The 20,287-nt window shown below is 49.4% G+C and carries 18 protein-coding genes and 1 riboswitch; of the genes, 7 read left to right on the forward strand and 11 right to left on the reverse strand.

Annotation, left to right across the window (positions count from 1 at the left end; all coding sequences use genetic code 11):
• Positions 1-7: 7 nt before the first annotated feature.
• Positions 8-1,027 carry a cytochrome c oxidase subunit II gene (coxB, locus tag ACFQZT_RS16085; protein WP_379301586.1) on the reverse strand — a complete coding sequence of 340 codons (1,020 nt, stop codon included), beginning with the start codon at positions 1,025-1,027 and terminating at the stop codon, positions 8-10.
• A 291-nt stretch (positions 1,028-1,318) separates the two neighbouring features.
• Here coxB and ACFQZT_RS16090 point away from each other — a divergent pair, with 291 nt between their 5' ends.
• The 4 genes from ACFQZT_RS16090 to ACFQZT_RS16105 all read left to right on the forward strand — a co-directional run bounded on the left by ACFQZT_RS16090 (position 1,319) and on the right by ACFQZT_RS16105 (position 6,297).
• Positions 1,319-2,005, forward strand: coding sequence for a hypothetical protein (locus ACFQZT_RS16090; RefSeq protein ID WP_379301588.1), 687 nt, complete (start codon positions 1,319-1,321; stop codon positions 2,003-2,005).
• Between the two features lie 192 nt (positions 2,006-2,197).
• A complete protein-coding gene (locus ACFQZT_RS16095) occupies positions 2,198-4,213 on the forward strand; it encodes a DEAD/DEAH box helicase (RefSeq protein ID WP_379301590.1) in 2,016 nt (671 codons plus the stop codon).
• Positions 4,214-4,462: 249 nt separating this feature from the next.
• Complete coding sequence (locus ACFQZT_RS16100) at positions 4,463-5,050, forward strand: guanylate kinase (RefSeq protein ID WP_379301592.1); 588 nt, start codon at positions 4,463-4,465, stop codon at positions 5,048-5,050.
• Positions 5,051-5,151: 101 nt separating this feature from the next.
• Complete coding sequence (locus ACFQZT_RS16105) at positions 5,152-6,297, forward strand: virulence factor (protein ID WP_379301594.1); 1,146 nt, start codon at positions 5,152-5,154, stop codon at positions 6,295-6,297.
• Positions 6,298-6,392: 95 nt separating this feature from the next.
• On the opposite strand, the gene ACFQZT_RS16110 is transcribed toward ACFQZT_RS16105, so the two are convergent.
• The 4 genes from ACFQZT_RS16110 to ACFQZT_RS16125 form a co-directional block, all read right to left on the reverse strand.
• Positions 6,393-7,640 carry a M48 family metallopeptidase gene (locus tag ACFQZT_RS16110; RefSeq protein ID WP_379301596.1) on the reverse strand — a complete coding sequence of 416 codons (1,248 nt, stop codon included), beginning with the start codon at positions 7,638-7,640 and terminating at the stop codon, positions 6,393-6,395.
• A gap of 69 nt (positions 7,641-7,709) precedes the next feature.
• Positions 7,710-8,216, reverse strand: coding sequence for a hypothetical protein (locus ACFQZT_RS16115; RefSeq protein ID WP_379301598.1), 507 nt, complete (start codon positions 8,214-8,216; stop codon positions 7,710-7,712).
• Positions 8,217-8,222: 6 nt separating this feature from the next.
• Complete coding sequence (locus ACFQZT_RS16120) at positions 8,223-8,714, reverse strand: hypothetical protein (protein ID WP_379301600.1); 492 nt, start codon at positions 8,712-8,714, stop codon at positions 8,223-8,225.
• A 75-nt stretch (positions 8,715-8,789) separates the two neighbouring features.
• Positions 8,790-11,138 carry an EAL domain-containing protein gene (locus tag ACFQZT_RS16125; RefSeq protein WP_379301602.1) on the reverse strand — a complete coding sequence of 783 codons (2,349 nt, stop codon included), beginning with the start codon at positions 11,136-11,138 and terminating at the stop codon, positions 8,790-8,792.
• A gap of 80 nt (positions 11,139-11,218) precedes the next feature.
• A riboswitch (cyclic di-GMP riboswitch) is annotated at positions 11,219-11,304 on the reverse strand.
• A 124-nt stretch (positions 11,305-11,428) separates the two neighbouring features.
• On the opposite strand from ACFQZT_RS16125, the gene ACFQZT_RS16130 reads away from it, so the two are divergent.
• Positions 11,429-12,118 (forward strand): C39 family peptidase, encoded by a 690-nt coding sequence (locus tag ACFQZT_RS16130; RefSeq protein ID WP_379301604.1) that lies wholly within the window; start codon positions 11,429-11,431, stop codon positions 12,116-12,118.
• A 106-nt stretch (positions 12,119-12,224) separates the two neighbouring features.
• On the opposite strand, the gene ACFQZT_RS16135 is transcribed toward ACFQZT_RS16130, so the two are convergent.
• On the reverse strand, positions 12,225-13,766 hold the full coding sequence (locus ACFQZT_RS16135; protein WP_379301606.1) for an MFS transporter: 1,542 nt from the start codon (positions 13,764-13,766) through the stop codon (positions 12,225-12,227).
• A complete protein-coding gene (locus ACFQZT_RS16140; RefSeq protein WP_379301608.1) occupies positions 13,763-14,308 on the reverse strand; it encodes a helix-turn-helix transcriptional regulator in 546 nt (181 codons plus the stop codon). The genes ACFQZT_RS16135 and ACFQZT_RS16140 overlap by 4 nt, the downstream gene beginning before the upstream one ends.
• A 230-nt stretch (positions 14,309-14,538) precedes the next feature.
• On the opposite strand from ACFQZT_RS16140, the gene ACFQZT_RS16145 reads away from it, so the two are divergent.
• On the forward strand, positions 14,539-14,880 hold the full coding sequence (locus ACFQZT_RS16145; protein WP_379301610.1) for a zinc ribbon domain-containing protein YjdM: 342 nt from the start codon (positions 14,539-14,541) through the stop codon (positions 14,878-14,880).
• Positions 14,881-14,956: 76 nt separating this feature from the next.
• On the opposite strand, the gene infC is transcribed toward ACFQZT_RS16145, so the two are convergent.
• Together infC and ACFQZT_RS16155 are read right to left on the reverse strand one after the other, a co-directional pair.
• Positions 14,957-15,442, reverse strand: coding sequence for a translation initiation factor IF-3 (gene infC / locus ACFQZT_RS16150; protein WP_379301612.1), 486 nt, complete (start codon positions 15,440-15,442; stop codon positions 14,957-14,959).
• A gap of 145 nt (positions 15,443-15,587) precedes the next feature.
• A complete protein-coding gene (locus ACFQZT_RS16155) occupies positions 15,588-16,670 on the reverse strand; it encodes an RNA-guided endonuclease InsQ/TnpB family protein (RefSeq protein WP_379301614.1) in 1,083 nt (360 codons plus the stop codon).
• 131 nt (positions 16,671-16,801) lie between these two features.
• Here ACFQZT_RS16155 and ACFQZT_RS16160 point away from each other — a divergent pair, with 131 nt between their 5' ends.
• Positions 16,802-17,110, forward strand: a complete 309-nt coding sequence (locus tag ACFQZT_RS16160; RefSeq protein ID WP_379301616.1) for a hypothetical protein — start codon at positions 16,802-16,804, stop codon at positions 17,108-17,110.
• A gap of 315 nt (positions 17,111-17,425) precedes the next feature.
• Here the strand turns inward: ACFQZT_RS16160 and ACFQZT_RS16165 are convergent, their stop codons facing one another.
• Together ACFQZT_RS16165 and ACFQZT_RS16170 are read right to left on the reverse strand one after the other, a co-directional pair.
• Positions 17,426-18,436: an LLM class flavin-dependent oxidoreductase gene (locus ACFQZT_RS16165; RefSeq protein WP_379301755.1), complete on the reverse strand. Its 1,011-nt coding sequence runs from the start codon at positions 18,434-18,436 to the stop codon at positions 17,426-17,428.
• A 107-nt stretch (positions 18,437-18,543) separates the two neighbouring features.
• Positions 18,544-20,280 (reverse strand): DUF4352 domain-containing protein, encoded by a 1,737-nt coding sequence (locus ACFQZT_RS16170; RefSeq protein ID WP_379301618.1) that lies wholly within the window; start codon positions 20,278-20,280, stop codon positions 18,544-18,546.
• Between the last annotated feature and the right edge of the window lie 7 nt (positions 20,281-20,287).

Raw genomic sequence — 20,287 nt, forward strand, 5'->3', positions numbered from 1 at the left:
AAGTTGATTATTTCAAAGTTTGTAAGTAATTAACAATGTCTTTGATTTGGGCATCGTCGAGCTTGCCGCCTGCCTCTTTACCGAAGGCCGGCATTTTGTTGCCCGGTTTTTGTTCTTGAGGATTATGTATCCACAATGCCATTTTCTCAGGAGTGTGCTCCAGAATACCTGCGAGCGTATCGCGATCTGCGAAACCTTTAAGGTTCGGCGCAACACCAGGACCGTTAGCATTCACAGCATGACATGTCATGCAATTTTCTTTGAAGAGCTCTTCACCTTTTTGTGCAGTTGCAGGCACTGTAGCAGGCGTTTTCATTTTGGTTACCCAAGCGTTGAAATCAGCTTCGCTCTTAGACACTACAGTAAAGTTCATCAAGGCATGAGAAGCTCCGCAAAGCTCCGCGCATCTGCCTTGGAAAGTAGAAATTTCATCAGCTTGCAAGTATAAGGTATTAGTTATGGCTCCTGGATTTGTATCGACTTTACCGCCTAGAGACGGCACCCAGAAAGCATGGCTAACATCGGCAGACAATAACTCGAAGGCGACCGTTTTGCCTTTAGGTATAACGAGTTGCTGAGCTGTAGAAATACCTAATTCGGGATATTCAAACTGCCACCAGAACTGATGTGCAGTTACTTTCACATGAATGGCATCTTTGTCCTTTGTGTGGTTAGCTGAATGCTTAAACGTGTAGGACACTGTAGGTACGGCAAGGACTAGCAGCAACAGAATCGGAACAACGGTCCAGATAATCTCCAGCACGTGGTTACCTTCAACTTGTTTAGGAATGCTGTCATCGCCTTTACGTTTGCGAAAACGCACCAGCACATACAAATAAATTGCAAATACGACAATTACGACAAAAATCATGATAAAGAGACTTAATTTCATTAAGAAAAGCTGCTCTTCTGCTACAGGACCTTTCGGATTCAAAGCAGAAAGGGTCGGGTCTCCGCATCCCGTTAGCAAGTACGTCATCACCGCAAAAAGGGGTATTAGACGCCACATCTTTTTCCATCGACTCATTGTATCAACCCCACTTTTCAAACCAATATTTTTACCACAAAGGCCACGCACATGTCAATTTACCAAAATCACACTTTATTAAATATAAATTCGTGAAAAGTTTTTGTCAATCGCTGTAGAGAAGTTCACAAATTGTTCTTAAACCGCTCTCCAGCCATATATTTTCCCTTCATCGTCATTTCCATACAACCACCTCTTTATGCATAAATGCGTATATTTGAACAGGCGAATAAAAGACCGGAAACATCCCATCCTAATGACATAACGACATAAATGGGAGGTCTGTTTATTATGCTCAGAAAGTTATGTTTTCCGATTTATGGAATGATATTCCTTCTGCTGCTTTTATCCGGATGTGCTGAAAAAGGAAGAGAATATGGAAGAAGTCCGGATCACACTAATTTCGGAAACGTTTCGCAAGGTTCGACAGAATCTGAGAGAGCCTACCAGACTCAGCAGCTCGCCGGACCCGTCACCCACAATAATAAAAAGCTGGAGTACAACCAGTTCCTCTCCAATCAGTTAAATGCATTGAATGGAGTCAATACGGCCATCGTCATGACGACGGATCAAAATGCATATGTAGCGATAATGATCGACCGCACAGCGACCGGCACGAAAGGGACGACCCTGGAGACAAACAATCAAGGGACAACCAAAGGTTTTTATAATGATCGGGCGCCTCATGATGATACCATGTCTTCGAATGATCTGAATAAAGGCGTTAATAATTATGAAACGGCCGTTCATCATGACTTGCTCTCGCATCGCTTCAAACAAACCATCGCAGAGAAAATCCGCAGCTTGCAGCCCAACCTAATGGATGTGTATATATCCGCTAATCGTGATTTTCTGAATAAAATGAATAACTATGCGCAGGAGAGCTGGAAGGGTAATTCTTTAATGCCGCTGCTGACGGATTTCAATAAGACCGTCGAAAATGTCTTCGGCACAGCCCAAGTGCTTCCGGATCGTTAAAATTTTGAATCGGTATAGCGGCCTTTCTTCTATATAAATAGTATCCGTCTGGATACTTACGGCCAGCTCCTGTTTTCATTTGCCGGGCATTCCTGTAGAATGAGGGGATCGTCTGCAATAAATAGGAATTTTAAAAAGTCGACTTTTTAAACAACTCTAATTAAGTAGGAAAAAGGGAGCTGGCCAATTACCATGTCAAATGGATTTGCCTCATTAGGCATTAGAGATCGTCTTGTACAAGTACTGCAAGCAAGTGGAGTCACAGAACCGACTCCCGTTCAGAAAGAAGCGATCCCGGTTTTATTAACCGGATCGGATGTAATTGCGCAAGCGCAAACAGGAACAGGTAAAACCCTCGCATTCGTTCTGCCGATGCTGGAAATGATTAATGTGGAGAAGCCCGATGTTCAAGGATTGATCCTCACGCCTACCCGTGAGCTTGCCATTCAAATCAGCAGCGAGCTGCAAAAGCTCGCACCTGTAACAGGAGCAAGCGTCTTGGCGGCATATGGCGGGCAAGATGTAGAAAGGCAGCTTAGAAAGCTGCAAGGTAACATACATATAGTAGTAGGAACACCGGGAAGGTTGCTGGATCACCTGCGCCGGGGCTCGATTAACTTCTATAAGCTGAAAATGCTTGTATTAGATGAAGCGGACCAAATGCTGCATATGGGCTTTTTGAATGAAGTCCAGGATATTATTGCGCAGACCTCCTCTCATCGCCAAACCTTGCTCTTCTCGGCCACAATGCCGCAACAGGTACGCAACCTGTCCAAAGCTTATATGAAGGAAGCAAAAGAAATTCAGATCGCCAGCAAACAGGTAACTTTAACCGAGATTGAACAAGTGCTGGTTCAGACAACGGATCGCGGCAAACAGGATGCATTAATTGAGTCGATTAAACAATACAAGCCTTATTTGGCTATGATCTTTTGCCGGACGAAGCGAAGAGCTTCCGTATTAAATGAAGCTTTGCAGGACATGGGCTTGATGTCGGATGAACTGCATGGCGATCTGTCCCAAGCCAAACGTGAGCAAGTTATGAAACGGTTCAGAGAAGGAAGAATCGAACTTCTGGTTGCTACGGACATTGCGGCACGCGGTCTTGACGTCGAGGGTGTCACGCATGTCTTCAATTATGACGTGCCTCAGGACGCGGAGAGCTATATTCACCGAATCGGCAGAACCGGCCGCGCGGGGCAAACAGGTGTAGCCGTGACCTTTGCTACGCCGAGAGATATGTTCCATATTGAGCTTATAGAAAAAGGCATCAAAATGTCGCTTCGACGTAAGGAACAGCCGCGCCGGGTGAGAGCAATGACGGAAGAAGATTACTTAAGCGAAGGCAGAGGCTCTGCACGCAAAGGCGGGCGCGGTTCGCAAGAGCAGCGAGGCCGTGGTGGCAGAGGAGCCGCTCGCGGCGGCGAAAGAGCCGGCGGTGCGGAGCGTGGAGCCAGAGGCGGCGCAACTCGCGGCGGCGAGAGAGCCGGTGGTGCGGAGCGCGGAGCCAGAGGCGGCGCAACTCGCGGCGGCGAGAGAGCCGGTGGTGCGGAGCGCGGAGCCAGAGGCGGCGCAACTCGCGGCGGCGAGAGAGCCTTTGGCGCGGAGCGCGGAGCTAGAGGCGACGCAACTCGCGGCGGCGAAAGAGCCGGTGGTGCGGAGCGTGGAGCTAGAGGCGGCGCAACTCGCGGCGGCGAGAGAGCCGGTGGTGCGGAGCGCGGAGCTAGAGGCGGCGCGACTCGCGGCGGCGAGAGAGCCGGTGGTGCGGAGCGCGGAGCTAGAGGCGGCGCGACTCGCGGCGGCGAGAGAGCCGGCGGTGCGGAGCGCGGAGCTAGAGGCGGCGCGACTCGCGGCGGCGAGAGAGCCTTTGGCGCGGAGCGTGGAACTAGAGGCGGCGTGCGGGGCGAGAGTGTCGGTGCAAGAAGCGACTCTGCGCGTAACGATAACATGAGTGCCGCAAAGGCTCGCGTTACGAAATCTTGGGGGCGCGGGGAAGCCGTTGAACGTGGCGGAGCGCGGAGCAGCGAAAAAGCAGGAAGCGCGGAACGTAGCGGCCAGGCTTTCGGTCGTGGAAACACGGCAGCCCGTGGTACGAGAGGCGCGAATCGGAGCGAAAATACCGGCTCGCCATACGGCAAGTATGCCGGCGCTGAGCGGGGGCAAGCTCGCGGACGTAACGATCGCGGCGGCCGCGGTGGAAAACGCTAGATAAAAAAGCGTTTTCATGACAAAGCTTTACCGCTTCCCGTGAAAGTTGTAAAATATAAGTACCCTCATCTTCGGAGGTTGGGATATAACGATTGCTATTGATCTATTCGACCAGATGTCTTTCTTATTTCTCATAGAAAGCTTAAGCACCATCTGGAAGTGATCCTACTTAAGCAAAAATCGTTTCATACCGGAGCTCGCACGTAGGATTTACCCCCCACTATTTCACCAAATAAGGAGGTATGTTCCATGTACGCATTAAAGGAAAGAGAAATGATTTTTGTATTTACGGGCCCGCACGGAGCCGGCCGCAAAACGGTAGCGGAAATGTCAGGTTCAACCCTCGGCATGAAACAAGTCATCTCGTACACGACAAGGCCTCCAAAAGCAACCGAAGTAGACGGTCAAGACTATAACTTTATCTCCCCTGCTCAGTTTGTGGCAGCGCAAGCGGGCAACGAATTTATCGAAGTCAGCACGGTTAATGATCATTTGTATGGCATTAAGAGCACAGATATCGAGCACATGTTTCAGCAAAGCGGAAGCATTTACTTAATTTTGAACCGTTTTGGCGCGCAAACGCTCAAAAAGCTTTATGGCGAGCATGTGGTTCAAATCTTTATCTACGCGGACAAAGATACCTTGGCCCAAAGAATGCGGGAAAGCGGCGACTCCGAAGAGATGATCTCCAAATATCTTTCTCACTACGAAGAAGAAATGGCCTTCCGTGATCAATGCGACCATGTCTTTGAAAATGTAGACCTCGCTCATACCGTATTCGATCTGACCAAAACGTTGGACCAATACTTGAATCGCAATTTATTAGATCTGGATTAAGCGGCAGCAACTGCCTTTTATCAGGCCTGGACGTCAGCGGCGTCCGGGTCTTTTCACGTATAACCCTTCTCTGCCCATAAAAGAAAGGAGCATGCTTACCGATGAAAATCGTATCGATAGAACCAACACCCAGCCCTAATTCGATGAAGCTGAATATGGATGAATCCCTCCCTACCGGGGTGCGAATGACCTATACGAAAGGTAACAGCGCAAGCGCACCGGCAGAAATTCGAGAGCTGCTCGCCGTACAAGGGGTTATCAGCATTTTTCATACCGCAGATTTCGTTGCGGTGGATCGTAACCCGAAGGGCGATTGGCAGTTTATACTCGCCAAAGCCCGTGAGCTGTTCGGCGAAGCGCAGCCGTCTGCCGGCAGCGACCTGCAGCCTGAGCAAGCCGCCACGGATGCGGCGTTCGGCGAAGCGCAGGTGCTGCTGCAGACGTTCCGCGGCATCCCGCTCCAGGTGCGGGTGCGCGCCGGCGCCGAAGAAGTGCGCGCGGCGATGCCGGAGCGCTTCACTGAAGCCGCGGTCCGCGCAGGTACGGCATCGCCGAACCTGATCAAGGAGCGGAAGCTCGAAGAGCTCGGCGTACGCTACGGCGAGCTCAAAGACATCGCGGGCGAAGTCGTCCAGGAGCTGGACGCTTCCTACGATGACGCCCGCGTCGAAAGCCTGGTCTCCCTTGCGATGCAGGAGACCCCAAACGCATCCCCCGCTGACGAAGACGCGGGGCTACTTGACACAGCCGCAGCGGCAGAGCAGCTGCGGCACAGCGATTGGAAGCTGCGCTACGCCGCGCTTCAGAAGATCCAGCCGTCGCTGGCGACGCTGCCGCTTCTCGTCCATGCCCTGCAGGACGAGAACACGTCGATCCGTCGACTGGCGACCGTATACCTCGGGGACATCAAGGAGCCCGAGGTACTGCCTTACTTGTATCGCGCCCTCGAGGACGATACACCTGCGGTTCGCCGGACAGCGGGCGATACGCTGTCCGACATCGGCGATCCTGCCGCCATACCGGCCATGGCGAAGGCGCTGAAAGACCGCAACAAGCTCGTACGCTGGCGGGCCGCCCGCTTTCTGTACGAGGTCGGCGACGAATCAGTCATCGATGCGCTGCGTGCGGCTGTAGACGACCCCGAGTTCGAGGTGCGCATGCAGGTGAAGATTGCGCTCGAGCGCATCGAAGGCGGCCATGCAGCTGAGGGATCCGTCTGGCAGCAAATGACGCGAAGAAACGATTAACAATGAAAAAAAGCATGAATCCTGTCCGGCTAATCGGATAAGATTCATGCTTTTTACGTTTTCCCCGGGTTGCTACCTCCTGTTACCACCTGGGGTCACCTTGCAAATTGCTTAAAGTACTCAATACGTTCCAGAATCGTCGGATGCGATCCGCGAAACCATTGCACGAGCTTCGGCTGCGTGACCGGACTCAGATTCTCTTTGGCAATCTTTTGAAATGCATGAATGGCTGAAGTGCCGTCTCTCGTCATTTTCATGGAATAGACATCTGCCCGGTGCTCGATGACGCGTGAAAATGCATTTTGGGCTGGAGCAGAAGCAAAATTCATCAGAGTTACAATAAGCAGTAAGACCGGCAGTGCGGCTAAATCCCTTTCCCCGGTAATTCCCCAGAGCGAACCCCAGCGCGCAAGGAAAAAGCGATAAGCATGAAAAGCAAGCCAGAAACCCAGAAGGCTAAGCGCAATGCCATATGCGATTCCAAAATAAATATGCTTCTCGACATAATGCCCCATTTCATGAGCCATTACGGTCAATATTTCCTCCGGCTGCAGCTTGTTCAGAAATGTATCCCAGAGCACAATCCGCGCATTTCCTCCGATTCCGTTCACATAAGCATTAATGGCATTCGTACGTTCCGACATGTTGACTTCGTAAACTTGATCTGCAGGGATATGCGACTTTGCTGCCAGGTTAAGAATCTGCACTTTCAACTCTTGATTCTTGAGCGGTTGAAAATCGTTATAAAGCGGATCCAGCACAACAGGTTGAATAAAGGTCACAAAAAGAATAAGCGGAATCGAAGCCATCCAAAACCACAGCCACCAGCGTTCGGGACTACGCCCAAGAATCCACCTGAAGATCCAGACCATCACAATCGTCCCCACACTGTTTAGGAGAAAATCTTTGGCATGATCGTCCCAGAACATCGCCATCGTTTCATTCGATATGCCGTAAGCTCGATCAACCCGGAGCAGGAAATAATCGATCGGCAGGAAAAGCACGTCCAATAATAAAGTAAAAATCAGCACGAAAACGATCATCTGCAAAAAAGGCCGCCGAAACCACGCCTCAGCCGCCTTGCGAAATTTTACGGCAATCCCTAACAGGACCAGCAGGAGTCCCATCTGCAGCGGCGAGGTGATGAAAAAAGCCAGCGAACGAATGCGAGATAAGGACTCGGATTGTTCGATTTCTTGAATTGTCATGAACGTATGCGGGTCGGCCACAGTTCCACTGAGCGCATTGGGGATGCTGTATAAATCTCCTTGCAGCAAATATAAACTAATCGCTATGGCGTACAAACCAAAACCGATAAGCAGCCAAATGTATAAGCGTTTCACTGGATTCCCCTCCCTTAAGCTTTGGACAAACTTATATGTATGCCATAACGGCTGCCATTATACGGGAAATCAGGAATCCAAGAGCTTACGCCTGATCCGGTCTGGTAAGGGTTCTTTTAAGAGTTGATGGATAACAGTTGCATCGCCGTGCTGCTCCATATAATGCCATAACAGATCTGCCTTGACTGGACGGTTCATCAGGTCATAGGCGACTGCCCATGCAGCCGGACTGCCTATGGCCAGCCCGTTCCATTTTGACTCAGAAACGCTTGGAATACGAACAATGCCGGTTTCCGTATGAATTTTGAAACCCCCAATAATTTCTATCGGCTTCCCTTCCGTCAGGACGCGAACGCGATAATCGCTGACAAAGGGGAAGTCGCCGCTATGCTGCAGCCGCACTTCCTCTCGGATTAGAGCCTCCATAAGCGCATCCAGCGGAGCCTCTGTCGTCATATCCCAGTCGTTCATGCGATCAACCAGCTCCAGGCTGAATAATAATCCGCTTCCACCTATGGCATAGGAGATTTGGGCATGATCCAAAGCTTTCGTTACTCGCCTTATATGCTCGAACACGATTCATTACCCCTCAATCTCGTATAAATTGACCAGCAGCCAATCGGGCGTAAAGTCTCTGGATAGCAGCCAGACCTTTGTGAAATGACCGCGCGGCAGCACCAGCTTATGCTTTTTGCCCAGCACATCGGACATGCCGAATAGCAGAGAGATATTGCGAATAAGCAGCATGCAGGGATATTCATGCGAATAATCTTTGAATTTCTCTTCCTTGCTTCGTACCCGATCATTAATGACCTTAATGAATTGATCGAGCCCTTCCATCCCAGGCTTAGGAAGCTCGGAACGTGACATCAGCCTCGCTTCTTCCGCATCATAGAATAAATGCGTTACTTCCAAACCTATGCCGTTCTGCTGCGCATCTTCAAGTAAAGCGTCCGGCTTTTCCTGCTGTCTGACAAGTCTAAGTGGTTGTTCATTGTTTAAATTATACAATTCGAGAAATATGTCAATCGCCGTTTGTTCCAACGCTTTTTTCTCAGCCTCGTGTTTGTTCATAGCTCTCCCTCAAATCCATATAACGGGTCTGTACAATCCATTTTACCCTATTCTATGAGCTTATGCGCCATGAGGTCATGCTGTGAACAGCTTTTGATGCATAAATCTGACAAACTCCCGGGCTTCAAGCGGCCTGCTTAGAAAATACCCCTGTATCTCATCGCAGCCGAATAGGGATAGCATTTCCCACTGTTCGTAATTTTCCACACCCTTAGCGATGACGCGTTGGCCTAAAAGATGAGATCTCGCGATGATGGTGCGGACTCGCTTCTGTTCGTGGTCATTGAGATGCATCTCATTGGTAAAGGAACGATCGATTTTAATAGAATCTACGCCTATCTGCTCTATGACACCCATGGCCATACTTCCGCTTCCATAATCGTCAATCGAGAGCTTGACGCCAAGTTCCAAGATGGATCGGTATATGCTCATAATGTCATTGTTTCCGTACATCACTGTGATCTCGGTTATTTCCAAGCAGAGACAAGCAGGATCAAGTCCCGTGCGTCGCAGCGTCTCCGCTAACCGTTCCGGGAAACCCGGATCAAATAATAGCTGTGCAGAACAATTGACCGACATAACTAGTGGCTGCATCCCGTCCTCCATCCAGGTTTGAAGCTGCTTGCACGCGGTATCCAATACCCATTGGTCGATGTCGGCCAGCAGTCCCGTTTTCTCAGCAGTCCCGATAAACTCGTTAGGAGACAACAACCCGATCCCTGGACGAATCCAGCGGATCAACGCCTCGACGCCGAGAATACGTCCGGAATGGATCTCAATTTGAGGCTGATAATACAGAATGAACTCGCGATCATCCAGCGCTTTTCGAATTTCGAAATTTTTAATAGATGCATCTTGTTTCACATTTTGATTGGATTTCTCATAGACAACGATCTGATTCATCCCTTGCTTTTTCGCCTGATACATAGCCAATTCGGCAGCCTGCTGAAGTTCCTCTGCCTGCAATCCATGTTCCGGATACGTGCAAATGCCCACACTGGCTGAGATCATGGGTTCTTCCAAGTTAGTGATTAGATAACCGGCCAACGTGGCAAGTGAATATGTTTCAACGATATCTGGCAATATCAAAGCAAATTCATCACAGCCCGACCTCGTTATAAGTGCGCTTTCCGGTGCATACTTCCTTAGCCGATCAGCTATATGCTGCAGCTTCCTATTTCCCGCATCAGGTTCCGTTATGTCATTCGTGGGATTGCAATCCTCCACCTTTACCAGCATAATGGCAAAAGGGGGCGGATCCCCCTGTGTGAGTAAGGTATTCATTTGATTTATATACTGCAAGCGGTTCCCGATGCCTGTTACGGTATCGAAATAGGCAAGGATGCTTACTCTTTCTTCCGCCGCTTTTTTTTGAGTGGTATCGGTCAGCACGATATAGTACAACAGATCGCCTTGGGATTCCATATGCTGGATTTCTACCTTTACATGCTTAACCTTCCCGCTGCTAGTTACAAGGGCATATTTCCCTTGAAGAACCCATTGCGTTATTTCGTTACAAAATAGACCCGTTGCCGAGTTCCCTGCTTCGGCCGCCAGAATTTGTTCGATATGCAGCCCCAGCAATTCGCTCGGCGATCGTTCCAAGAGCTGCGCCGCTTGCGGATTCAAATCTTTGATCATGCCGTCCTGATTAATCACAAGAATGGACAAGGGCGATAAATCGTAAAGCTGCTGATAGTTGCGGTCAATGGATGGCAAAAAGTCATACTTGGTCATCGCCTTCTTTAGAAACCAGGCAAACCAAAGAAAAGAGAATAAGCCCAAGTCCGGATAGTGAACATATGCCGGTAAAAAGGGAAGTCGTTGATAAAAGAAAAAAAGCAGCTGCCAGATGTTAGCCGCCAGTGACCCTAGAAAAATCGTGCGGATTTGCTTTCTTTTCAAATTCAAATCGTATGTTTTCACATAGTGAAAACCGGCAGCAACCAGCAATAGGCCGGTCACCGTTGTATATAAGCTGCTTCCAAGCATTATCAGTTCGAGTGCCTTGCTATTCCTCTCATACTTCCAAGTAACGCTCTCGATGATCTCAACCGATATCCAGGATAAAGGAAAGAAAAGCATGCTTCCTAAAGCCACGGGTCCGTAACAAATCACAAGCAGCAGCCATTTGGGCAGGGACTGGAACCTCCCCGTCATTCTTATACAAAAATGAAGCGCCACTGACATTAGTATAAAAGCCGGAAAATAGTAAAGCCAAAGGATGACCCGGCTCTCGTACACCGGAGGAACGATACGTACCACGAAATTGCTTACAATCAGAACCACAGTCAGCACGAAAAAAGTAGAAGCGATTTTATTCAAACCGCCGTAGGGATTTCTTTGATATACCTCTACCGCCATATGCAACAACAAAACAATAGGAATGATATAGAGCACGATTGACGTTGCAAAAGTTATCATGTTGCTGCACCTCGAGTGTTGGTAGGCCATCCATAAGAAGAAAAAAAGAAACCTTGCTTAAGGTTTCTTAATCGACCTAAAGCGGAAACTGGCTGGCATACGAGTGAATCGTGTAGCCCCTCTAGTTTTGCGTCCTTGACTTTCGTCAAGTTTGCCTTTATCTCTTTATGGAAGTAATATATGTAACAACGATGTTTATATAGGACTTTTTACCTACATAATTTATATCATGCCAAGTTTGATAGCGTCAACTACTATAATAGTAAAAATCATAGATGGGGGCGAAACGCGTGAAAGGGAAATTCACCTCAATTTTGATTATCTTTGCTGTTTTATTTCTGACTCAGCCAAATATGACTTATTCCGATGAAGATCCCCATCACTATCAAATTCCTGACGTGGCGGCTCTCTCTCAACTTCCCGAATTGCCGAACGGCTGCGAGGCCGTAGCCGCTACCATGCTGCTGAATTGGGCCGGAGTTACCGTTACTAAAGAGGAAGTGGCCAAAGCGCTGCCCAAAGGTGAGCTTCCCCAGGTCAACGATGACGGCGCTTGGGTAGGGGCGAATCCTGAACAGGTATTCGTTGGCGATCCGTTCGGGGTAGGTTTTGGGATCTACCATAAACCAGTCGCCGATACACTGAATCATTACCTGCCTGGGCAAATCAAGGACATCACAGGCTCGTCGCTGGACGATTTGCTTGAAACCGTGAAGTCGGGGCGACCTGTCATGGTATGGGCTACCGAACATATGGATTCCCCCTTTTTGGAGGATGAATGGCAGGATGCCGATGGCACTCTGATCGATTGGTACGATCCGGAACACGCCCTGCTCCTGACAGGGTGGGACGATGATCACGCCTACCTGAACGATCCGATGACAGGCGAGCAAGAAACGTACAACCTCTGGGGCTTTAAGACGGTATGGGAGGCCATGGGTTCGCAAGCCATTACTGTTACAGAAAATTATCATCCATAAAATGAAGTAAAGCCCCCGCAGCATTGCTGTTATGAGCAATGGCGCAAGGGGCTTTTTTGAGTATGAGTTGAGGTGACTTATTCGCTCCGTCTCCGGGAGGGGAAGATTAGACCGTATGCGGGACCGTACTTTCTTCCTTTGGCTGTGCGTCTGCGCCTTGAACAGGCGCCACGAAGCGGAGCGGACCCGCTATGAAAGCGGCTGATAAGCCAATCACTCCGAACACGATGCAAAGGATGAAGCCATGATTAATGGCCGTTCCAAGAGTGTCTCGCATAAAATCCAATGTATCTTTAGGCAGCTGCGCGCCGGCGCGGATTAATTGATCCGGATTCCCCAGGGTCGCCAACTGATCAAGCGGCATATGATGATCTTCAGCACCGGATTGGATCAGGCTCTTGTAGTTGTTGTTCACAACAGTTGCCATTATTGAAGCCCCGAGCACCCCGCCAATACTGCGCCAGAAGCCGACAATGGAGGAGCTAACCCCGATGTATTTACGATCTACACTAATCGCAACCGCATTTTGTGCAACGCTCATGAGCGGTCCGATGGCGAAGGCTCCGAGAATAACCATAAGCAGTATCATATACCATTTTGTCGCGTCATGACTGACAACGCTCAATAAATAACCGACAACAACACCAGCTATCATACTAAATGCGATTACCGTACGGAAGCTGAAGAAACGCAGGAAGAAGCCGGAGGACACAGCTCCCACCATTAAGGAGAACATCATCGGAGTCAGAAGTCCGTTGGAATTCGGCTGCCCGAGAACTGCCGTTGAGAAAACAGGCAAGTAAGCAATCGCCGAGAACATGATGGCTCCTTGGCAGAGGCAGGCCAAGACCATGCCGAGCACCATCCGGTTTTTGAACAACGGCAGCGGAAGCACCGGTTCTTGAGCCCTGCGTTCTACCGCAATAAACAAAGCTCCAACGACAACGGCAATAGCCAGCATGCCGATAATTTGCCACGATCCCCACGCATAATCCTTACCTCCCCATTCCAAAGCGAGCATCAACGAAACCGTGCTAATGATAAGGAAGAACGTACCCAGGTAATCGATCTTCGGACGCCGATCCGAACGGGATTCTTTCAGGGCTAACAACAGAACAATGAAAGAAAGCAAGCCTAAAGGCAAGTTGACATAGAAGCACCAGCGCCAACCCCAATTCTCCGCAAGAAAAGTCCCGATCTGCGGGCCTGCAACAGACGATAGACCGAAGATGGCAGCGAAAACGCCGGAAAGTTTGGCCGCTTGTTTCGGATCGGAGAATATCGTAAAAATAATCGTGAAGCTGATCGGAAATATCGCACCTGAGCCAATTCCTTGAATCGCTCGATAGATAATTAGCTGCGTCATATCCTGTGCAGTACCGCACAGCGCCGAACCGATCAGAAATATTGAAATACCGATCAAATAAAACAGTTTTCTGCCGAACATATCCGACATCTTCCCGAACACAAGCATCGTAGAGGTGGAGGCCAGCATATAAGCCGTGAACACCCAACTGATCTTGTCGAAGCCATTAATGTCACTAATAATGTGACTGATTGCAGCCGACGTAATCGTATTGTCCAGTGCAGACATCAACAGCCCCAGCGCCATGGCTAGAATGATGAATCCTGCCCGTTTGTTATTCATGATTTCCCTACCTCTTTTCCTTGATTTAGCTTTTTAAATTTATCTAAACCGTTTCCCAGTGTTCCCAAGAGGCTTTCACTGTTCTCAATGCCGATCAGGATGCAGATTTCCTGCGTCGGGGACATGGTTGCTTTCCATTCTTCATAATTCTTCCTAAGCCTGGCGAGCGTCTCCTTCGTTTTCTCGATGCCGAGTTCAAGATAGCCGATAATCACCTCTGGCTCCACGAACTCTCCAAAAAACAAACGGATCATCGCATCAGACTTAAACTCATTCGCTTGCATAGGGCTATACATATACGTCCTAAAATGTTTGCGCCCCTCATCGGTAATGGAATAAATATTTTTATTCGGCCTACCCTCTTGCAGAACGCTCTCCTTTGTAATTAAGCCATCCTTCTCCAACTTGCTAAGTGTCGGATAGATCGTGCCATAGCTGGCATTATAGAAATAAGAAAAAACCGACTCCAGCAAATGCTTGATGTCATACCCGGAACGACTTTGTTTCATTAATATGCCTAAAATAACATCCTGACTTGTCATGTTGTATGCCTCCTGGTTCGATTATGCTTGGTTTGGATCATACATAATTTAACATATAACATATATCGAGTCAATATATATCTGATAACTATATTACACACTGCTATATAATGATTTGCGATACGTTGGAAAAAGAGGACTTCTCGAAAAAGCTTGAGGAAGGGTTGTTAATATAAGATGACTATGGCAGTATAAAGCAATATAAAGAACACCCTAGGAGGAAAGAAACGATGTTGGATTTGCCAAACTGCCCCAAATGCAATTCAAAATACACTTACGAAGATGGAAATCTTTATATTTGCCCCGAATGTGCGCATGAGTGGACTTTAGAATTAGAAACTGAAAATCATGAAGATAAAAAGATTTTCAAAGATGCCAATGGAAATGTGTTAAACGATGGCGATTCCGTCACCGTGATTAAAGACCTTAAAGTAAAAGGAAGTTCATTGGTCGTAAAAATAGGTACAAAAGTAAAGCATATACGTTTGGTTGATGGAGATCATGATATTGATTGCCATATTGATGGTTTTGGAGCTATGAAATTAAAATCTGAATTCGTTAAAAAGGCGTGAATGCCGGTATAGATGAAAAAAGGATGGACTGCCTCGTCGGTGAGGAATCCATCCTTTTTATATCCCGGCCTTGCTTTCACAGCGGATCCAACTGAACGGCAGCTTGCTTGCCGCTAAGCTGAATGCCTGTCCGCTTCTGACCGTGCGGACTCAAATCTCGGAGCAGCTGCTCCAGCAGCGCCTTCGCTTGCGCGCCTTCCTTGCCGCTGATCTTCACGACCAGCAGCACGGCGTCGCCGGATTGCAGGATGCGCTCTGCCTGCAGACGTTTCGTTTCCAGATCGTGATCCTCGATCTGCGGCGTCAGCCGGATTTCTTTCACCTTCGGCCCTTGCTCGCGTTTGCGCGCTTGTTGTTTCTCCTGCAGCGCTTCCTGTTTAGCAAGACCTGCGCCAATCAGCTTGCAGGGCGGCGGACTGCTCATCAGTGACGTGCAGACCAGATCCACTTTAAGCCGCTTTGCCATCGCAAGCGCTTCAGCTGTAGGCATAATACCGAGGTCTTCCCCGTGCAATCCGGTTACATGCACCTCGGAAGCCTTAATTTTCTCATTCTTAATCATTGTGATTGCACCTATACTTTCGCTATAATAAACCCAGTACCTGTGACAACTCCCACGACTGAAGCGTGTGGGCTTCTCAAATCATCGGGGATCGTAACCTTTCCCCTCCTTGAAGGCTCTGCCCAAGCCTAATAATTTTTATTGGTTACGATACGCAAAGTGCACGTTTCAGAATGTTCCTCGCCGCATTGACATCTCGATCATCGGTGTAGCCACAGGAACAACGGTGAGTACGTTCGGCTAATGTTTTCTTCACGATGTTGCCGCAATTCGAGCATTCTTGAGATGTATGGCGTGGATCAACTTGGACAACAGCTCTACCGGCGCTTTCAGCCTTGTATATGGTGAAGGTGACAAGTTGGCTCCAGCCCGCATCCGCAATGCTTTTGGATAGGCGGCGGTTCTTGATCATTCCTTGTACATGTAATTGTTCAAATGCAATGAAACCGTATCGGTTTACAAGTGCGCGGCTTACCTTGTGGGTGTAATCCTTCCGTTGATTAGCAACTCGCGCGTGTTGCTTTGCTAACTGCGCTACGGCCTTCTTACGACGCCCAGAACCTTTCTTCTTGCGCGAAACAGCACGTTGAAGTTGTTTTAATCGGCTTTCGCTCTTGCGTAAATATTTTGGCGATTCAAAAGGCTTCCCAACGGACGGAACGGCTAAGTATTTAAGGCCAAGATCAACGCCGACTTGTGCATCCGTAGGAGGGAGTAACTTGGCCTCCACTTCGCAGGAAAAGCAAGCATAGTAGCAGGAATTCTTGACGATGATCGTACACGTTTTCACGGTTCCTTCTATGGCACGATGCATTTTGATTGTAACTTTGCCGATTTTGGAGAGATGAAGTTGGTTGCCCTTGATACTATACCCACCTTGCGGATAGGTGAAACTGTCATATTGCTGCTGTGGCTTATAGCGTGGGAAGCCCGGTTTCTCACCTTGCTTGATCCTCCGAAAGAACGATTGAAAGGCTTTGTCGAGTCGCTTACCCACATCCTGCAGCACTTGAGAATGAACTTGGCGAAGTGAAGGAATGTGTTGCTTCCGTTCGTTGAACGTGTTTGCTTGCTCGTAGTAGGAAAGAGATTTTCCTTCCCGCTTAAATGTCAAAATACGTTCCTCTAGTAGCCGATTGTACAGTAAACGACATCGTTCAAGGGTAAACTTGATCTTCTTCTTTTGTTCTTTAGTTGGATACAGTCGGTATTTAAACGTCAAGCGCATCCTTCCACCTCCCATTGTTAGCATACCACAAATGGGAACAATTGTTTGTTTTTTTCAAAGATGGCGCCTTATATCCCACACCTGAAGGAGATGGGTTTTACGACGCGCCCTATAAGGAGATACACCCTATTATGAGCAGAAAAGAAATGGAAGAGCAAATTATTCGCAACTACCAGCGGGACGAGCAGATGATGATTCTCGTTTTTGCCCAGTGGTGCATCAATAACGATCTCGATCCGTCCGAACTGTACCGTCGTGCTTATCCGGATCAAACCGACAATATCGCGCTTCAGCAGGCTCTGGACCTAACCGTGCCCAAAGAAGAGGCAGGCGAGGTGCCGGACGATACGCTGCTCGGCGTGCTGTCGTTGTTCGGTAACGAGGAGCTCGCTTTCATCGTTACCGAAGAGATTCATAAACGGCCAAAACGTGGCCGTTAAGCCAATCAAGAGGTCGTGCGGGTTAATTCCACACGGCCTCTTGATATTAGAGGACATGCAGAACTGTTGTCCGCCCGGCCTAATTTACTAGTACTTCCTGAAGAATGTACATGTGTTTTGAAGTAAATGCCCTTTTTACCCAGATCGTCCTGCAAAATGTGCATGTTATTTATCCGATTTCTGCTAAATTACCTGATTCCAGCTCATTTTAATGTACGAAATGCATGTGGCACTTCATATATAGCCCTTTTCCTCGAAACTTACTGTATAAAATGCAGCAAGCCCAGACCATTGGGGTTAGACACCATGGGGCTGTCATCCGAGACCGAAAGCTTCGGCCAGCAATTCACATGTACGGATTCTTGTTTCCATCTGATAGCCGCCCGCCACGACCATCACTTCATCCACTTCGTAGCTTTCCGCCAACGCCAGCAATTGCTCCTTCACCCGCTTCGGACTGCCGATAATCATTCGCGCCCGATTGTCGCGTAAGCGAGTCCGGTCCCACTCGGAATACGGATAGGCCAGCGCTTCTTCGGGTGATAGGACGGCGGCAAACTCCCCTTTTTCAAACTGCAAAATCCTGAGATCAAACGATGCCGCTTGGCGCTCCGCCTCTTCGTCCGTCTCCGCGCAGAGCACATAAATGCAGACCGTCGCCTGCGGCACGACGTTCAGCGCGGACGGACGGAACGACTTGCGGTAGCTGCGCACCGCCTGCTGCCCGCCCGCGCCGTTGATGAAGTGCGCGAAGCAGAACGCCGCGCCCGCCTGCGAAGCATACACCCCGCTCTGCCCGGTGGAGCCGAGCAGCCAAACCTGGGGCACTCCGTCCACCAACGGGGTGGCGCGGATGCCCTCGAACACATGGCCCGGTTCCACCGAATCGGTTAGGAACCGCAGCAGATCCGCGACTTGAGCCGGGAACCGCTCAAGTCCCTCGAACAGATCGGCGCTGACGCCTCGCAGCGCCTTGGCCGTATGCGGTGTGCCGCCAGGCGCACGCCCGATGCCGAGGTCGATGCGCCCAGGGTAAAGCGCCTCGAGCATGCGAAAATTCTCAGCGACCTTGTAGGCGCTGTAGTGAGGCAGCAGCACGCCGCCGGAGCCTAGCCGGATGCGGCTCGTGCGGGCTGCGAGCGTGGAAAGGAGCACCTCGGGCGACGACCCGGCCAGGCCGGCCGAGTTGTGGTGCTCCGACACCCAGAATCTGGTGTAGCCGAGACGGTCTGCCGCCTGAGCCAGCTGGATCGTTTGCTGCAGCGCCTCGCTATGCGTGAAGCCGGAGGATACCGGCGACTGGTCGAGAATACTGAGCTTCAGCACATTCATCCCTTCTTTCTGCCCATCTGTGGGGATCATTCCATAAATTATACCTTGCCCGGTAGCAAAAGAAAAAGGACAAGCCGCTATCGGCATTGTCCCCTTCTTCGTTACTTCAGCTCCGCGATCAGACGATCGACTTCACCTGCAGGTGTATTCAGCGCTTCGTATACTTTGACGGTCACGTTGCTTTGAATTTGATCGGTAGTCAGATTGTTGAAGGTTAAGGTTTGCTTTCCGTTAACTAGGCGGTCTGTGCCTGTGAAAGGAAACGTTTTGGAACCCAGGATGCTGCCGGCAGCGTCTACCAGCTCAAATTTCAGCTTGGAGAAATTGTTGTCTACCAGTACCTGAGGATCGCGTGCAAGCTCCATGTACAATTGCAGTTTGTAGGTGTAATTGATGGCCAGAGATTGACCCGGCGAAGTAATCTGCGCTAAGAAATAATCTTTAATATTTACAGTGTATGGAAATAAAGAAATCTTATGTCTGTCCTCTTCACTTTGAGCCGCCACTTGATAGGACGCGATCGTCGATTTATACGCTGGAGTTGAATCGCCGCCAGCAGCGCCATTCACTACATTTTGCAGCTTCATGGTGAACGTCTCGCTTGTCTCGGAAACAGGCAAAACGAAAGCGTAGCTTACTACCGTTGACGTTCCTGGAGCAATGGTTTTCTGCGCATCGCTTTGTCTGGATCCGGCGTAATCATACCCCGCCTTACTCGACAACTCCGTTTGGAACGCTGGAACAGGAATCGGACTTAATCCTTTATTTGTCAGCTTAAACTTGGCGAACGCCAGTTTGCTGCCCTGATCCTCATTATCGGCGATATGCAGCTCATTCAAGGACACATCCAGATCCTGATTAATAACGTCATTCCATTTTTCGAAAACAATCGGAGTACCATATTGGTAGCTGCTTACAGCCTCTTTGGAGCCAGGCAATTGAACGTTCAGCTTGCCTATGGCAAAGTTGGTGGTTTTCACCGCACCTGCGCTATCGGCTTGCGTGAAGCTCTCGGCTGTCAAGACGTTAATGCTCTCCAGGATAGTATCCATCTCCGCACGGATAGCAAAATGAATGTATTTGCTTTCGCCAGGTTCCAGCGAAACCGTACCTGCTTCTACCTGTTTGCCGGCGTAGATGTTCGCTTTCGCCTTCCCATCCAATTGTAGCGCAGGAACCGTCTCGGTCTGATCCGATGGATTAGTCACGAGCAGTTTCACTACATAGTCCGCACCCTCGTTTGTGTTGCTTCTGGTGAAATCGACGGTTTTATACTGAAGCGGCGATTCCAAGGTAGGAATGGTGAACGATTCGCCCCATTTTTTCAACAACGCAGCTTCTTTAAGCTCTGATCGGCCGCCGTTCCACACCGTTGATCCGATAGACGCTGTAAACAGCGTGGTTTCCACTTTCGGATACACATCATAGTCCACATCAATCAGCGATAAATCAGTAAGGCTCACTTCCGTTTGACGATTCACGACTTTCAGGTAAGTTAACTCGACTTCGGAATCCGGCTGTACGCCATGAGCATTGCTGCTGCTAGGACGAAGCGTGTATGTAACGCCGTCGGCCGTTTTTACTCTTAGTTCGTGGTCCGGAATCCGCAGCGTCTGACCGCTCGTATTATTCACCCGAATGACGGCGCCCAGGCGCACGCCACCGGATGTTTTTTCGTTATAAACCCCTTCAATGGTAACGTGAAGGCTGTCGTTCAAATCATAAACCGCTGCTGCGGGCGATACGGCTGCCCCGTCTGCCAGTGCGGGAACGCCTGCCATCAAAAGCGAAGAAGTCAATACAAGGCTCATCGCCGCTTGTTTGAGTTGAATCTTCATGGTTGTG

Source organism: Paenibacillus sp. GCM10027628 (genome assembly GCF_042676385.1).
GTDB lineage: Bacteria > Bacillota > Bacilli > Paenibacillales > NBRC-103111 > Paenibacillus_E.